General features: G+C 71.1%; 13 protein-coding genes and 1 pseudogene. 8 read left to right on the forward strand and 6 right to left on the reverse strand.

Annotation, left to right across the window (positions count from 1 at the left end; translation table 11 throughout):
* Positions 1-34: 34 nt before the first annotated feature.
* Positions 35-955: a D-alanyl-D-alanine carboxypeptidase family protein gene (locus ACSU6L_RS18170; protein ID WP_437058111.1), complete on the forward strand. Its 921-nt coding sequence runs from the start codon at positions 35-37 to the stop codon at positions 953-955.
* Between the two features lie 9 nt (positions 956-964).
* Positions 965-1522 carry a hypothetical protein gene (locus tag ACSU6L_RS18175; RefSeq protein WP_437058113.1) on the forward strand — a complete coding sequence of 186 codons (558 nt, stop codon included), beginning with the start codon at positions 965-967 and terminating at the stop codon, positions 1520-1522.
* A 99-nt stretch (positions 1523-1621) separates the two neighbouring features.
* Here the strand turns inward: ACSU6L_RS18175 and ACSU6L_RS18180 are convergent, their stop codons facing one another.
* From ACSU6L_RS18180 to pdhA, 3 genes are read right to left on the reverse strand one after another with little or no spacing between them, the layout of a single operon-like run.
* Positions 1622-3112, reverse strand: a complete 1491-nt coding sequence (locus ACSU6L_RS18180) for a dihydrolipoamide acetyltransferase family protein (RefSeq protein ID WP_437058115.1) — start codon at positions 3110-3112, stop codon at positions 1622-1624.
* Positions 3113-3122: 10 nt separating this feature from the next.
* Positions 3123-4103 carry an alpha-ketoacid dehydrogenase subunit beta gene (locus ACSU6L_RS18185; RefSeq protein WP_437058117.1) on the reverse strand — a complete coding sequence of 327 codons (981 nt, stop codon included), beginning with the start codon at positions 4101-4103 and terminating at the stop codon, positions 3123-3125.
* Between the two features lies 1 nt (position 4104).
* Positions 4105-5319, reverse strand: coding sequence for a pyruvate dehydrogenase (acetyl-transferring) E1 component subunit alpha (pdhA, locus tag ACSU6L_RS18190; protein WP_437058119.1), 1215 nt, complete (start codon positions 5317-5319; stop codon positions 4105-4107).
* A gap of 393 nt (positions 5320-5712) precedes the next feature.
* On the opposite strand from pdhA, the pseudogene ACSU6L_RS18195 reads away from it, so the two are divergent.
* Positions 5713-5939, forward strand: a pseudogene (locus tag ACSU6L_RS18195) (DNA-binding response regulator); the annotation flags it as partial.
* A 228-nt stretch (positions 5940-6167) separates the two neighbouring features.
* Complete coding sequence (locus ACSU6L_RS18200; RefSeq protein WP_437058121.1) at positions 6168-7166, forward strand: phosphotransferase; 999 nt, start codon at positions 6168-6170, stop codon at positions 7164-7166.
* 118 nt (positions 7167-7284) lie between these two features.
* Here the strand turns inward: ACSU6L_RS18200 and ACSU6L_RS18205 are convergent, their stop codons facing one another.
* Positions 7285-8943 carry a protein kinase domain-containing protein gene (locus ACSU6L_RS18205; RefSeq protein WP_437058123.1) on the reverse strand — a complete coding sequence of 553 codons (1659 nt, stop codon included), beginning with the start codon at positions 8941-8943 and terminating at the stop codon, positions 7285-7287.
* Positions 8944-9267: 324 nt separating this feature from the next.
* Between ACSU6L_RS18205 and ACSU6L_RS18210 the strand changes: the two genes are divergently transcribed.
* The gene (locus ACSU6L_RS18210; RefSeq protein ID WP_437058125.1) at positions 9268-10893 is read left to right on the forward strand and encodes a protein kinase domain-containing protein; all 1626 of its coding nucleotides are present in this window, start codon (positions 9268-9270) and stop codon (positions 10891-10893) included.
* A gap of 78 nt (positions 10894-10971) precedes the next feature.
* On the opposite strand, the gene ACSU6L_RS18215 is transcribed toward ACSU6L_RS18210, so the two are convergent.
* Entirely contained in the window at positions 10972-11520 is a 549-nt protein-coding gene (locus ACSU6L_RS18215; RefSeq protein ID WP_365508638.1) for a bacterial proteasome activator family protein, read from the reverse strand.
* Positions 11521-11627: 107 nt separating this feature from the next.
* On the opposite strand from ACSU6L_RS18215, the gene ACSU6L_RS18220 reads away from it, so the two are divergent.
* Complete coding sequence (locus tag ACSU6L_RS18220; protein ID WP_437058128.1) at positions 11628-12152, forward strand: hypothetical protein; 525 nt, start codon at positions 11628-11630, stop codon at positions 12150-12152.
* Between the two features lie 28 nt (positions 12153-12180).
* On the opposite strand, the gene ACSU6L_RS18225 is transcribed toward ACSU6L_RS18220, so the two are convergent.
* A complete protein-coding gene (locus ACSU6L_RS18225; protein ID WP_437058130.1) occupies positions 12181-13161 on the reverse strand; it encodes an NAD(P)H-quinone oxidoreductase in 981 nt (326 codons plus the stop codon).
* A gap of 147 nt (positions 13162-13308) precedes the next feature.
* Here ACSU6L_RS18225 and ACSU6L_RS18230 point away from each other — a divergent pair, with 147 nt between their 5' ends.
* Together ACSU6L_RS18230 and ACSU6L_RS18235 are read left to right on the forward strand one after the other, a co-directional pair.
* A complete protein-coding gene (locus ACSU6L_RS18230; protein WP_437058132.1) occupies positions 13309-14307 on the forward strand; it encodes an ATP-binding cassette domain-containing protein in 999 nt (332 codons plus the stop codon).
* Complete coding sequence (locus ACSU6L_RS18235) at positions 14304-15152, forward strand: ABC transporter permease (protein ID WP_437058134.1); 849 nt, start codon at positions 14304-14306, stop codon at positions 15150-15152. Before ACSU6L_RS18230 ends, ACSU6L_RS18235 begins: the two co-directional genes overlap by 4 nt.
* The last annotated feature ends 6 nt before the right edge of the window (positions 15153-15158 follow it).

The raw sequence follows: 15158 nt of genomic DNA on the forward strand, positions 1-15158 counted from the left end.
CACAGGCGCATCCGACGTAATCGGGGTATCTCACTTGATCACCGCCAACAAGGGCCTCAGCACCAAGGTCTTCCGTGTCCGCAGAGCAGCCGCCGTCACCATGACCACCGGCGCCCTGCTCGCCGCCGGGGCGTTCGGCGCGGCCCCAGCGCAGGCCGTCGCCACACCCACCATCGCCGCCAAGGGCGGCTTCGTCATGAACGCCGCGAACGGCAAGACGCTTTACACCAAGGCCGCGGACACCAAGCGCTCCACCGGCTCCACGACCAAGATCATGACCGCGAAGGTGGTGCTGTCCCAGCCGAACCTCAACCTGGACGCCAAGGTCACCATCCAGAAGGCGTACAGCGACTACATCGTCGACAACAACTGGGCCTCCAACGCCAGGCTCATCGTCGGCGACAAGGTGACCGTCCGCCAGCTGCTGTACGGCCTGATGCTGCCGTCCGGCTGCGACGCGGCCTACGCCCTGGCCGACAAGTTCGGCACGGGCTCGACGCGCGCGGCACGCGTGAAGTCGTTCATCGGCAAGATGAACGCGCAGGCCAAGAGCCTGGGCCTGACCAACACGCACTTCGACTCGTTCGACGGCATCGGCCACGGCGCCAACTACTCGACGCCGCGCGACCTGACGAAACTGGCCGCCAACGCGATGAAGAACTCCACGTTCCGCACGATCGTGAAGACGAAGTCGTACACGGCGAAGACCATCACCAAGAACAACACGGTCCGCACGATGGACCCGTGGAAGAACACCAACCCGCTGCTCGGCTCCTACACCGGCGCGACCGGTGTGAAGACCGGCTCGGGCACCGAGGCCAAGTACTGCCTGGTCTTCGCCGCCACCCGCAACGGCAAGACGGTCTACGGCACGATCCTCGCCTCCACCGACGCGGCGACCCGCAAGTCGGACGCGACGAAGCTGCTGAACTACGGCTTCGCGAAGCTCGGCTGAGCCTGGTCCGTGCTCGACGCAGGCTCGTGGAAGGCCGCCGTCCTGGACCTCCTGGGCGGCGGCTGGACCTTCGCGCGGGTCGGACCGAGACGGCACGAGGACTGGCGCCGTGACGCCGTGGCCGTCATGACGCTCCGCGCGGAGGACCCGCGCCGGTGGCACTCCCTGAACCACGCCCCGGAGGTCCGCGAGGACCGCTCCGGCATCGGCGCGCCGTTCATGGGCTGGTCCCCGGACCAGCTCGGCGACTCCCTGTACGAGGTGCGCGAGGCGTCGGCCCGGCAACTGCTCGTCGCCCTCCGGGGCGAGCACTACCGGGCGGCCGGCATTCCCGACTTCGACGGCCGCCGGGACCGGCTGTTCCGAAGCTCCCGGCAGGTCCTGTCCCGCTTCGGCCCGCGAGCCCGCTACTTCACCAATGTGTCCGAGGCCCGCGGAAACCCGGACGTCGACCTGCTCGACGCGGACACCGCGTGGGAGTGCCTGTCCGTGTACACCACCGACTGCGGCCTGGTCGCCGTCTCGGACACGGAGGTCGGGGTCTTCTGGGCCTTCTGGGAGGACTGACGGACCGCCTCCCGAGGACGGATCGCCTCCCGAAGCCGGCCCGGCCTCCCGAAAGGCGGGAGCCGCGCGCCCCCGAGGGGACACGCGGCTCCAGGGGTCCTACGCCCAGGTGATCAGCCGCTTGGGCTGCTCCAGGATCGCCGCCACGTCGGCCAGCACCTTGGAGCCCAGTTCGCCGTCGACCAGGCGGTGGTCGAAGGACAGCGCCAGAGTGGTGACCTGACGCGGCTTCACCTTGCCCTTGTGCACCCACGGCTGGAGCTTGATCGCGCCGACCGCGAGGATCGCGGACTCGCCGGGGTTGAGGATCGGCGTGCCGGTGTCGACGCCGAAGACGCCGACGTTGGTGATGGTGATCGTGCCGCCCTGCATGGCCGCGGGGGACGTCCGGCCCTCGCGTGCCGTGCCCACCAGCTCGCCCAGGGACTCGGCCAGCTGCGGCAGCGTCTTGTCGTGGGCGTCCTTGATGTTCGGGACGATCAGACCGCGCGGGGTGGCCGCGGCGATGCCCAGGTTGACGTAGTGCTTGACCACGATCTCCTGGGCCGCCTCGTCCCAGGACGCGTTGATGTCCGGGTTGCGCTTGACGGCCACCAGCAGGGCCTTGGCGATCAGCAGCAGCGGGTTCACCCGCAGCCCGCTGAACTCCTTGTCCTGCTTCAGCTCCTCGACCAGACGCATGGTGCGCGTGACGTCGACCGTCACGAACTCCGTGACATGCGGCGCAGTGAACGCCGAGCCGACCATCGCGGCGGCCGTCGCCTTGCGGACGCCCTTGACCGGGATACGGGTCTCGCGCGCCGCGTCGTACGTGGCGACCGGCGCCGGCGCCTGGGCGGCGGCCGGGACCTGGGCCGGGGCCGGGGCCGCGGGTGCGGCGGCCGGGGCCTGGGCGGGGGCCTGCGGCGGGGCCACCGCCGCGTGCACGTCCTCGCGCGTGATGATGCCGCCGGGGCCGGTCGGGACGACCGTGGCGAGGTCGACGCCGAGGTCCTTGGCCAGCTTCCGCACCGGGGGCTTGGCCAGGGGGCGCTGCTGGGCCACCGCGGCGGGCTGCGCGGGAGCGGCCTGCGCGGGGGGAGCGGGCGGCTGGGCGGGCGGGGCCGGGGTGGCTCCACCATGGCCGTTCAGCTCCGTCTGGATCGCCGTCGAGACCTGCCGGGCCGGGACCTCGGCGCCCTTGCGCGGGCGGCGCCTGGTCGACGAGGCGGCCACGCCGTAACCGACCAGCACCGGCTGGCGGCCCTCGGGCTGCGGCTCCTCCGCCGCAGGCGCCTCCGTCACGGCCGGCGCGGGCTGGGGCTGGGGAGCCTCGCCGGCCGGGGCGCCGCCCGCCACCTCGACCGCGATGATCGACGTGCCCACGTCGACCGTGGTGCCCTCGGGGAAGTGCAGCGCGCGAACCACGCCGTCGTAGGGGATGGGCAGTTCGACGGCGGCCTTGGCCGTCTCCACCTCGCAGACGATCTGCCCGTCGGTGACCGTGTCACCGGGCTGGACGTACCACTTGAGGATCTCGGCCTCGGTGAGGCCCTCGCCCACGTCCGGCATCTTGAACTCGCGTACGGACGCTTCCGTCATCGTCGTCACGACCCTCTCCTCAGTACGCCAGGGCACGGTCGACGGCGTCGAGCACCCGGTCCAGGCCCGGCAGGTACTCCTCCTCCAAGCGCGCCGGCGGGTACGGGGCGTGGTAGCCGCCGACCCGGAGCACCGGGGCCTCCAGGTGGTAGAAGCAGCGCTCCGTGATCCGGGCGGCGATCTCCGCGCCGGAGCCGAAGAACACCGGCGCCTCGTGGACGACGACCAGTCGGCGGGTCTTCTCGACGGAGGCCTGGACGGCGTCGAAGTCGAGCGGCGAGACCGAGCGCAGGTCCAGGACCTCGAGGGACTTGCCCTCCTCGGCGGCCGCGGCGGCGGCCTCCAGGCAGGTCTTCACCATCGGGCCGTAGGCGGCCAGGGTGAGGTCGGTGCCCTCGCGGACCACGCGCGCGCCGTGCAGCGGGCCGGGGATGGCCTCGGTGTTGACCTCGCCCTTGTCCCAGTAGCGCCGCTTGGGCTCGAAGAAGATCACCGGGTCGTCGCTCTGGATGGCCTGCTGCATCATCCAGTACGCGTCGGAGGCGTTGGACGGGCTGACGATCTTCAGGCCCGCCACGTGCGCGAAGAGCGCCTCCGGGGACTCCGAGTGGTGCTCGACCGCGCCGATGCCGCCGCCGTAGGGGATGCGGACGACGACGGGCATCTTGACCTTGCCCAGCGAGCGGGCGTGCATCTTCGCGAGCTGCGTGACGATCTGGTCGTACGCCGGGAAGACGAAGCCGTCGAACTGGATCTCGACCACGGGGCGGTAGCCGCGCAGCGCGAGGCCGATCGCCGTGCCGACGATGCCGGACTCGGCGAGGGGGGTGTCGATGACGCGGCTCTCGCCGAAGTCCTTCTGCAGGCCGTCGGTCACCCGGAAGACGCCGCCGAGCTTTCCGACGTCCTCGCCCATGATGAGGACCTTCGGGTCGGCCTCCAGGGCGTGGCGCAGCGACTCGTTGATCGCCTTGGCCAGAGCCATCTTCTCCGCTGCCATGTCAGACCCCCTCACCCGCGGCGAAGCCGCTTTCGGACTCCGTCGAGAACGACGCCTGGTAGGCGGCGAACTGGGCGCGCTCCTCGTCGACGAGCGCGTGTCCGTCCGCGTACACGTTCTCGAAGATGGCGAAGTGGTCCGGGTCCGGCATGGCGCGGACCGCCTCGCGTACTCGCTTGCCCAACGTCTCGCTCTCCGCGTCGAGTTCCGCGAAGAATCCCTCGTCCGCGTGGTTTGAGGCCTCCAGATACCGGCGAAGGCGCAGGATCGGGTCCTTGGCCTCCCAGGCCAGGCGCTCCTCGTCGCCCCGGTACCGGGTGGGGTCGTCGGAGGTGGTGTGCGCGCCCATGCGGTACGTGTACGCCTCGACCAGGGTGGGTCCCTCACCGAGGCGGGCCCGCTCCAGGGCCCACTTGGTGACCGCGAGGCAGGCGAGGACGTCGTTGCCGTCGACACGGACGCCGGGGAAGCCGAAGCCCTGCGCGCGCTGGTAGAGCGGGACGCGGGTCTGCTTCTCGGTCGGCTCGGAGATCGCCCACTGGTTGTTCTGGCAGAAGAACACCACGGGCGCGTTGTAGACCGCGGAGAAGGTGAAGGACTCGGCCACGTCGCCCTGGCTGGAGGCGCCGTCGCCGAAGTACGCGATGACCGCGCTGTCGGCGCCGTCCTTGGCGATGCCCATGGCGTAGCCGGTGGCGTGCAGGGTCTGGGAACCGATGACGATCGTGTACAGGTGGAAGTTGTTGCCGTTCGGGTCCCAGCCGCCGTTGTTCACCCCGCGGAACATGCCGAGCAGGTTGGCCGGGTCGACCCCGCGGCACCAGGCGACGCCGTGCTCGCGGTAGGTCGGGAAGACGTAGTCGTCGTCCCGCAGCGCCCGGCCGGAGCCGATCTGGGCGGCCTCCTGGCCGAGCAGCGACGCCCACAGGCCCAGCTCGCCCTGGCGCTGGAGCGAGGTCGCCTCGGCGTCGAAGCGGCGGGTGAGCACCATGTCGCGGTACAGACCGCGCAGCTCTTCGGGGGTGATGCCGGCGACGTACTTGTCGTACTCGGCGTTCTTGACGCGCTTGCCTTCGGGCGTCAGCAACTGCACGAGCTCGGGTTCGGTGCCCTTGGCGGCGCCGGTCCCTTTCCTCGCCGTCGTGCGCTTGCCGGCCGTGCTCTTCGTACTGGCGCTGCGTCGCGGTGTGCGCGCGGCAGTGCTCTCCACGGTCACGTGTGCTCCTCCGTCGGTCCGGCCCCCGGGTTCGCCGGTAAGGCCAGTGCGGCTCACCTTTTCTCGGCCTCCGGGCACGGGGTGGGTGCCACTCGGCCGGGAACAGGCGTGACAGGTGCCCCGGCGAGCGCCCTGCAACAATCACGTTACCCAGTGCTCCACATTTCTGTGAAACCCCTCCTGACCTGCGTTTTTGCTTGGAAATCCAAGTAAATCGAAAAGCCGGGAAGGAACCCTGGTCACAGCCTTGCAGGGGGCCGGAACACGGGCACGTTATCCCGGCCACCCAGGTCACGGGAAGAGCTGGTGTGTGACACTGATCCCGTGCGCGAAGACTGAAAAATCAGGATATTCCTACTCGACGATCACGAGACCGTGCGCCGCGGCGTGTACGAGTTGCTGTCCGCGGTGCGGGACGTGGCCGCGGGCAAGTCCCTGCTGGACCCGGCGGCGACCGCGCGGATGCCGGCCCGGCTGCGGGAGGGCGGCCCGGGCACGAGCTGCATCCGGCCGAGAAGACGATCAAGAATTACGTGCCGGGTCTGCTGGCGAAACCCGGTATGCGGCGGCGTTCCCAGGCGGCCGCCCATGTGGCGCGGATGCGGGCCGGGAAACGCTGAGCATCGTGGTGTGATTCGGGGCCGGACTCGGGGTCGGACTTGAGCCCGGACTCGGGGTCGGACTTTATGAAAAAGGCGCCTCGAAAGGCATACCGTGACACCCTGTGACCGAATGCGATCGTCGGCGACTTCCTGTGACAACGCCCAGCTCACGGGCTCATTCGGTGCCCTAGCATCTGGCGCGTGCCGCGCCCCTGTGTACCACCCCCCGCCCCCCATGCGCCCCCGTTGAGCGCTCTGCTCCGTCAGTACGCCGCAGGTTCCGCCCTCGCCTGCGACCCCGTCGACCAAGGGCTGCTGAACCGCGGCTACCGGCTGTGCACCACCCGCGGCCGCTACTTCCTCAAGCACCACTTCGACCCCGACACCGCCGACCCCGCCGCGATCGAGCGCCGCCACCGCGCCACCCAGCGCCTGGCCGCCCTCGGCGTCCCCGTCGCGCCGCCGCTGGCCGGACGCGACGGCCGCACGGTCGCCGTCGTCGGCGGCCACGCCTACGCCCTGCACCCGTGGATCGACGGCCGGCACCGCCACGGCGGCCAGCTCACCCCCGGCCAGTGCGCCCGGCTCGGGGCGCTCCTGGGAGCCGTGCACGCGAGCCTGGAGCGCGTGATGCCGCCCAAGGGACGCACGCCCCCCGCCACCAGCCCGCACCCGGTGGAGAGCGCCGACCCCGCCGACACGTTCGACCTCATCGACGACCTCCTCGCGCGCGTGCGCAGGCACCGGCCCGCCGACTCCTTCGACGAACTCGCCCGGCACCGCCTCCTGGAGCGGCGCGCCCTACTGGAGCGGCACGCGGACCGACGGCCCCCGCGCGGAGGCTCGGTGGGCTGGGTGCACGGCGACTTCCACCCGTTCAACGTGCTCTATCAGGGCGACGCCCCGGCCGCGATCGTCGACTGGGACCGGCTCGGCGTGCAGCCCCGCGCGGAGGAGGCCGTACGCGCCGCCGCGATCTTCTTCGTCCAGCCCGCGGGCACCCTGGACCTGCCCAAGGTGGGGGCGTACGCGCGCGCGTACCGGCGTGCGGCGCAGGCCACGCCCTCGGAACTCGCGGCGGCCGTGCACCGCGTGTGGTGGGAACGCCTCAACGACTTCTGGATGCTGCGCTGGCACTACGAGCGCGGCGACACCCGCGCGGACCCCCAGTTCCCCGCCGCCTCGGCGCTGGCGGTGTGGTGGACCCGGGAGTACGACGAGGTGTGCGGGGCGTTCGTGGAGTGACGCCCGCGCAAGGGGCGTTGGTGCAAGCACGTCCGCGCGGGGGCGGACGTCGGTGTGAAGGACGTCCGCGCGGGGGCGGACGTGGGTGTAAGGACGTCCGCGCGGGGGCGCCAGCGGCTCAGACGCCGCCGCCCCCGTCGGCACCGCCGATGACACCCGCGTCCGTGCCGCCGTTCTCGGTGCCGCCGTTCTCGGTGCCGCCGTTCTCGGTACCGCCGTTCTCGGTACCGCCGTTCTCCGTACCGCCGTTCTCCGTACCGCCGGTGTCCGTACCGCCGGTGTCCGTGCCACCGGTGTCGGTGCCGCCGGTGTCGGTCGGCGCGGTGTTCGTCGGCTGGTCCGACGGGCCGTCGGTGAAGGACGGCTGCGGGGAGTACGAGGGGGCCGGCGTCGGGTCGTAGTTGCCCCAGCCGTCGCCGGTGCCCGTGTCCTGGCCCGTGGAGGTGTCCGGGGACTCCTCGGGCGTGTCGTCGCTCGGCGACTCCTCGGGCGTCTCCTCGTCGGTGCTCTGCGAGACCGTCGGGGACGGCGAGTTGTCCGTGCTCGGCTTCTTGCCGTTGTCGCCGTTGAGGGCGAGCGCGACGCCCGCCGCGATGGCGATCACCGCGAGGACGGCGAGGATCCACAGCTTGCCGCGGCCGCTGCCCTTGTTGCCGTGCCCCTCGAAGCCGCCGTCGTCCCGGCCGCCGCCGTAGTTCGGCAGGATCTGCTGCGGGATCTGGGTGGTGCCGGAGGCGTCCACGGGGTGCGGCAGCACCGTGGTGCCCGCGAGACCGCCGGCCGGGGTGTGCCGGCCTTCGTGCGCCTCGACCGGGCCGGTGTTCCAGGTGCCGGTGTGGCCGCCCTGCTCGTACAGCATCTGCAGGCCGTACTGGACCAGCCCCCGCATCTCCTCGGCGGTCTGGAAGCGGTCGTCGGGCTCCTTGGCGAGCGAGCGCATGACGAGGCCGTCCAGCTCCGGCGGGGCGGTGCCCTCGGAGACCTCGGACGGCGGCGTCGGGATGTCCTGGACGTGCTGGTAGACCACCGACAGCGGGGTCTCGCCGACGAACGGCGGGCGCAGTGCGAGGAGTTCGTAGAGCAGACAGCCGGTGGCGTACAGGTCGGAGCGGTGGTCGACGGCCTTGCCGAGCGCCTGCTCCGGGGAGAGGTACTGCGGGGTGCCCATCACCATGCCGGTCTGCGTCATCGTCGTGGACGCGCCGTGCAGGGCGCGGGCGATGCCGAAGTCCATCACCTTCACGGCGCCGTTGTCGGTGATGATGACGTTGGCGGGCTTGATGTCGCGGTGCACGATGCCGTGCTGGTGCGAGTAGGCCAGCGCCTCCAGGACGCCGGAGACGATGATCAGCGCCTGCTCGGGGCCGGGCGCCTCGGCGTTGTGCAGCAGATCGCGGATGGTGCGGCCCTCGACCAGCTCCATCACGATGTACGGCACCGACTGGCCGCCCACGAAGTCCTCGCCGGAGTCGTACACGGCGACGATCGCGTGGTGGTTGAGGCCGGCGACGGACTGCGCCTCGCGCGTGAAGCGGGCCTTGGAGACCGGGTCCTCGGCGAGGTCGGCGCGCAGCAGCTTGACCGCCACGGTACGGCCGAGCCGTACGTCCTCGGCCGCGAACACCTCGGCCATGCCGCCCCGGCCGAGCCGGTGCGTCAGCCGGTACCGGCCGTCCCCGACCAGTCCGCCATTACCCCACAGCTCCGGCGCATCCGACATCCCGCCGCCACTCGCCTCGGGGTCGGACGGGCCCTGAGCGCGCTGCTGCTGTGCCATCAGTCCTCGCCGTCGTTTCTGCCCGCGGTGCGCGCGGTGTTGTTACGGTCTCCGTCGGCCACGCTACAGCCTCCGCGCAAGCCACCGGTCCGGGACGGGCGCCGTGACCGGCACGAGACGGACCGGCCATGAAACCGTGCGCCCGCGCGGTCGTGCAAATCCTGTGTACCGGGCGTACGGCCGCTGTAACGCTTCCGCGACGCTTCTTTCGCGTACGGTCACGGAACGGGCACCGAGCTTGACGTGTCAGTGGCCTGGGGCAGACTTGGCCGGGAATAGCACTTTCGATCAACGGCGCCTGCAGGCCTACGGGGGATACGGATCATGAGCCAGGACGGCGCACAGGACCGGTACGCGGGGCGTTCGCTCGCCGGCGGCCGCTATCAGCTGCGTGATCTGCTCGGCCAGGGCGGCATGGCCTCCGTCCACCTCGCGTACGACGCGGTGCTCGACCGCCAGGTCGCGATCAAGACCCTGCACACCGAACTGGGCCGCGAACAGGCGTTCCGCGAGCGGTTCCGCCGCGAGGCCCAGGCGGTGGCGAAGCTCACGCACACCAACATCGTCTCGGTCTTCGACACCGGCGAGGACGACGTCGACGGCATGACGACGCCTTACATCGTCATGGAGTACGTCGAGGGCCGTCCGCTGGGCTCCGTGCTGGAGGAGGACATCCGGCAGTTCGGCGCGATGCCCGCCGACAAGGCCCTCAAGGTCACCGCGGACGTGCTGGCGGCTCTGGAGATCAGCCACGAGATGGGGCTGGTCCACCGGGACATCAAGCCCGGCAACGTGATGGTGACGAAGCGGAACGTCATCAAGGTGATGGACTTCGGCATCGCGCGGGCCATGCAGTCCGGTGTCACCTCGATGACGCAGACCGGCATGGTCGTCGGCACCCCGCAGTACCTCTCCCCGGAGCAGGCGCTCGGCCGCGGCGTGGACGCCCGCTCCGACCTTTACTCGGTCGGCATCATGCTGTTCCAACTGGTCACCGGACGGCTGCCGTTCGACGCGGACTCACCGCTGGCGATCGCCTACGCGCACGTCCAGGAGGAGCCGGCCGCGGCCTCCTCGATCAACCGCTCCCTGCCGCCGGCCGTGGACGCGCTGATCGCCCGCGCGCTGAAGAAGAACCCGAACGAGCGTTTCCCCACCGCCGAGTCGATGCGCGACGAGTGCCTGCGGGTCGCGGCCTCCGTCCAGGCGGCCCCGCCGAGCATCGTGCCGGGCGCCCCCACGCAGAGCGGTGCGGGCGTCGGCTCCGCCGTCTTCCCGCCGGTCGACCAGGGCACCCCGGCGCCCGTGAGCGGCGTCCAGACGCCGTACCAGCCGACGCCGGTCCCCAACCCGTACGGCACTCCGCCGCCCACGCCCCAGCCGTCGTACGGCTACCCGCAGCAGGGCGGCTACCAGACGCCGGCGCCGTACGCCGCGCAGCCGACGCCGGCGTACAACCTCACCCCGCAGCCGCCGGCCCCCTCGGCTTCCGGCGGGCGCAGGAGCAACAAGCCGGTGATCCTCGGCTCCGCCATCGTGGCCGTGCTCGCGGTCGGCGGTCTGATCGCGGCGCTGTCGCTGAGCGGCGGCGGTGAGGAGGAGCGGGGCAAGGGCGGCGACGCCAGCCCTTCGGCCACGGCGACGCAGAAGCCGGGGTACCGCGGTCCGGACACCTCTCGGACGATCGAGACGACCGAGTGCACCGAGCCCCAGGAGTCGTACAACGACCCCGACAAGATCAAGATCCCGGACTTCCAGTTCAAGAACATCACGTCGGTCAAGGCGTGCCTGCGGGCCGCTGGCTGGCAGGTGGAGGTCAAGGACCAGGACGAGAACACCTACGGCGACGGCACGGTCATGAGCCAGTTCCCGGCCGCGGGCACGGACGTCGATCCCGAGGAGACCGTCCAGATCCAGCTCTACGTCTCGACCGGCAACCCGGCGTCCTGACAGACCCGGGGACGAGAAAGGGCCCGGCGTGATGCCGGGCCTTTCTCGGTCGTACGTCTGGTGAGTGGGGCGGACGGTTTACAGGTACGGGCCGCCCTGGCGGCCACCCCCGCGCGGGTCGTCGTGGCCGTCGTGGCCGCCGACGCCGGGCGGGAGCGCGCGGCGCATCTGCTCCAGCTGGGCCCGCGCGGCCATCTGCTGGGCGAACAGCGTCGTCTGGATCCCGTGGAAGAGGCCTTCCAGCCAGCCCACCAACTGAGCCTGCGCGATGCGCAGTTCCGCGTCGGACGGGGTCGCGTCGTCGGTGAACGGCAGGGAGAGCCGCTCCAGCTCCTCCACCAGCTCCGGCGCCAGACCGTCCTCCAGCTCCTTCACCGAGCTGGCGTGGATCTCCTTGAGCCGGACCCGGCTGGCCTCGTCGAGAGGCGCCACCCGCACTTCCTCCAGCAGCTGCTTGATCATGCTGCCGATCCGCATGACCTTCGCCGGCTGCTCGACCTGGTCCGTCACCGGGGTCTCGTGGGAGTCCTCGTCTCCACCGCCGCCGCTGAGTGCCATGCCGTCCTGGCCCACGACCAGGATGCGCTGGGGGTTCTCCGGCGACCTTTCGTTCCTCGGCATCTCCATACGGTCATTCTCTCCCACGCGTGCACCGCACTGAATGACCCCGGTACGGCCAGCCACCTGGCGGCATCCGGAATGCCGGGGTCTGTCCGAGATGTGAGGCTGACTCCGTGAGCCGATGGCCGCGGGCACTGGGCGCGGCGGGACTGGGAGCGGTACTGGTCCTGCCGGGGGGTGGTGCGGGGTCGTACGGCGGCGTTTCGTCGTACGAGGGCGTTTCGACGTACGGCCACGTCTCGACGTACGGTCGCGTTTCGTCGTACGTGGGCGTTTCGTCGTACGCCATCGTCTCGTCGTACGGGACCGTATCGGCCTACGGGACGCCGCCGCCCACCCCGCCCGCGGAGTCCCCCTCGCCCAGCCGGGCCGGGAACCCCGCGGGTGAGGGGCGGAACCGGCCCGGGCGGATGGAGGAACCCCTGCGGGAGCCCCCGAGGGACCGGCCCCCCGCAGACGCGGCGGAAGAAGCAGACACTCCGCCGTCGGAACCCGCCACCGGCGCGCCCGAGGCCGCCGTGGAGCGGACCGGCGAGCCCGTGCTGCGGATCCTGCCGCTCGGCTCCGGGATGGTGCTCATCGGGCTCGGCCTCGGGCTCGCCTTCGTCGGGCTGCGGGTGCGGCGCGGACGGGGCTGACGGCCGCGCCGCCGTCAGCGCGGCACCGTCACTCCGTGACCAGCAGCACCTTGCCGACGTGGCCGCTCTCCTCCAGCAGCCGGTGCCCGGCGGCGGCCTCCCGCATCGGCAGTTCGCGGTCGACGACCGGCCGTACGTGACCGGCGTCCAGCAGCGGCCACACATGCTCGCGTACGGCCGCCACGATGGCCGCCTTCTCGGAGAGCGGGCGGGCCCGCAGCGAGGTCGCGCTGATCGCGGCGCGCTTGGCGAGCAGGGCGCCGATGTTCAGCTCGCCCTTGACGCCGCCCTGCATCCCGATGATCGCGAGCCGGCCGTTGACGGCAAGCGCCTGGACGTTGCGGTCGAGGTACTTGGCGCCCATGTTGTCGAGGATGACGTCGGCGCCCGCGCCGCCGGTGGCCTCCTTGATCTCGGCGACGAAGTCCTGCTCCCGGTAGTTGATCAGGATGTCGGCGCCCAGCTCGGCGCAGCGGTCCAGCTTCTCCCGGGTACCGGCGGTGACGGCGACGTCGGCGCCGACGGCCTTGGCGAGCTGGATCGCCATCGTGCCGATGCCGCTGGAGCCGCCGTGCACGAGCAGCGTCTCACCGGGCCGCAGATGGGCGACCATGAAGACGTTCGACCAGACCGTGCAGACCACCTCGGGCAGCGCCGCGGCCTGGGTGACGGTCAGTCCCTTGGGCACCGGCAGCAGTTGCCCGGCGGGGACGACGACCTTCTCGGCGTAACCGCCGCCCGAGAGCAGCGCGCACACCTCGTCGCCGACGGACCAGCCGCCGACGCCGGAGCCGAGGGCGGCGATCCGTCCGGAGCACTCCAGGCCGGGGTAGGGGGAGGCGCCGGGCGGCGGCGCGTAGAAGCCCTGCCGCTGAAGGATGTCGGCCCGGTTCACGGCGCTCGCCGTCACCTCGACCAGGACCTCGCCCTCGCCGGGTTCAGGATCCGGTACCTCCGCCCAGGTCAGCGCCTCGGGACCGCCGGGTTTGGGAATCGTGATCGCATGCATGGAAGCGACGCTACTCCTCGGTCGGAAGGCGGAGGCGCCTGGGACATCGGGCGGAATCGCGGCGAAAAGCGTATGCGGGAGCGATGAGTTTGCGCGACGGTGGAGGTCTTCCCTTGCGTAATCCGAGTACGCGGAAGGACACCCACCATGAGCCAGCAGACCTCCGGCCTGGCCATCGAGACCGCGGGACTGGTGAAGACGTTCGGTGACACCAGGGCCGTGGACGGCGTCGACCTCGCCGTGCCGACCGGCACGGTCTACGGAGTCCTCGGTCCGAACGGCGCCGGGAAGACGACCACCGTCAAGATGCTCGCCACCCTGCTGCGGCCCGACGCCGGCCAGGCCCATGTCTTCGGCCACGACGTGGTCCGCGAGGCCGACGAGGTGCGCGGCCGGGTCAGCCTGACCGGGCAGTACGCGTCGGTGGACGAGGACCTGACCGGCACGGAGAACCTGGTCCTGCTGGCCCGCCTGCTCGGGCACGGCAAGAAGAACGCGCGGGAGCGCGCCGCCCGGCTGCTGGAGGCCTTCGGGCTGACCGAGGCTGCCGGCAAGCAGGTCAAGAACTACTCCGGCGGCATGCGGCGCCGTATCGACATCGCCGCGTCCATCCTGAACACGCCCGATCTGCTCTTCCTCGACGAGCCGACCACCGGGCTGGACCCGCGCAGCCGCAACCAGGTTTGGGAGATCGTCCGCGCGGTGGTCGCACAGGGCACGACCGTGCTGCTGACCACGCAGTACCTGGACGAGGCAGACCAGTTGGCGTCCCGGATCGCGGTCATCGACCGCGGCCGGGTGATCGCCGAGGGGACGAAGGGCGAGCTGAAGGCGTCCGTCGGCGCGGGCTCCGTCCATCTGCGGCTGCGGGACGCCGAGCAGCGGACCGAGGCGGCGGACGTGCTGCGCCGGACCCTGGACGCCCATGTGCAGCCGGAACCCGACCCGGTGGCGCTGACCGCCCGGCTCGGTACGGCGGCGAGCGACGACACCGCGGCCGAGCAGGCCGCGCGGGCGCTCGGCGAGCTGGCCCGCGCCGGGATCACCGTGGACAACTTCTCGCTGGGCCAGCCCAGCCTGGACGAGGTGTTCCTCGCCCTGACCGGACACGACACACAGGCCCCGAAGGACGAGGTGGCGGCATGAGCACCGCGGCGACCACGGAGACCAAGGAACTCGCCCCCGTCAGTGCCGAGTCGCTGGCCGCGCTGCTGGTGGCGAGGGAACGGCCGCCGCGGCCGAGCGCCTGGTCGGCCTCGCTGACCTTCGGCTGGCGGGCGATCCTGAAGATCAAGCATGTGCCCGAGCAGCTGTTCGATGTCACCGCGTTCCCGATCATGATGGTGCTGATGTACACCTACCTGTTCGGCGGCGCGCTGGCCGGGTCGCCGAAGGAGTACATCCAGTTCCTGCTGCCGGGCATCCTGGTGATGTCGGTCGTGATGATCACGATGTACACCGGCGTCTCGGTCAACACGGACATCGAGAAGGGCGTCTTCGACCGGTTCCGGTCACTTCCCATCTGGCGTCCGTCGACGATGGTGGGCTATCTCCTCGGCGACGCCCTGCGCTACACCATCGCGTCCGTGGTGATGCTCACCGTCGGCATCGTCCTCGGCTACCGCCCGGACGGCGGGGTCGGCGGGGTGATCGCCGGCATCGCGCTGCTGATCGTCTTCTCCTTCGCGTTCTCCTGGATCTGGACGATGTTCGGGCTGATGCTGCGCACCGAGAAGTCGGTGATGGGCGTCAGCATGATGGTGATCTTCCCGCTGACCTTCCTGTCCAACGTCTTCGTCGACCCGAGCACCATGCCCGGCTGGCTCCAGGCGTTCGTCGACAACAGCCCGGTCACCCATCTCGCCTCGGCGGTGCGCGAGCTGATGGCGGGCGGCTGGCCGGCCGACGAGATCGCCTGGACGCTGGGATGGGCGGCGCTGTTCGTGCTGGTCTTCGGGCCGATCACGATGCGGCTCTACAACCGCAAGTAGCGGGTG

The sequence above is a fragment of the Streptomyces sp. enrichment culture genome (assembly GCF_964272855.1).
Classification (GTDB): domain Bacteria; phylum Actinomycetota; class Actinomycetes; order Streptomycetales; family Streptomycetaceae; genus Streptomyces.